The 251-nt window shown below is 29.9% G+C and carries 1 protein-coding gene; it reads right to left on the reverse strand.

Annotated features, from left to right (window positions below):
- Nucleotides 1–251 (reverse strand): hypothetical protein (locus SB822_RS59305; RefSeq protein WP_410859401.1); only part of this gene is annotated, 251 nt, incomplete at both ends.

Below are 251 nucleotides of genomic sequence, written 5' to 3' on the forward strand. Positions count from 1 at the left end.
TTTCAAACTAGATAATACTTTTTGATTGTCCTTAATAGTTCTAGGATATTTACTACGATAGATCAAAAGAATAAAAGATAAAACTAACATAGCAATACCCGCAATAGTAAATGGGTATACTGGATTAAACTTAACCAATAACGCTCCAACTAACGGACCTATAATCACTCCTGCGTTAAGCATTTGGTTAAAATAAGTAAATATTTTTTTTCGAACTGTTTCTTTTTGCGATGTAAAAAAAGCAGTAACAG

The organism is Paraburkholderia sp. SIMBA_054 (genome assembly GCF_046534875.1).
In the GTDB taxonomy this organism is placed as follows: domain Bacteria; phylum Pseudomonadota; class Gammaproteobacteria; order Burkholderiales; family Burkholderiaceae; genus Paraburkholderia; species Paraburkholderia hospita.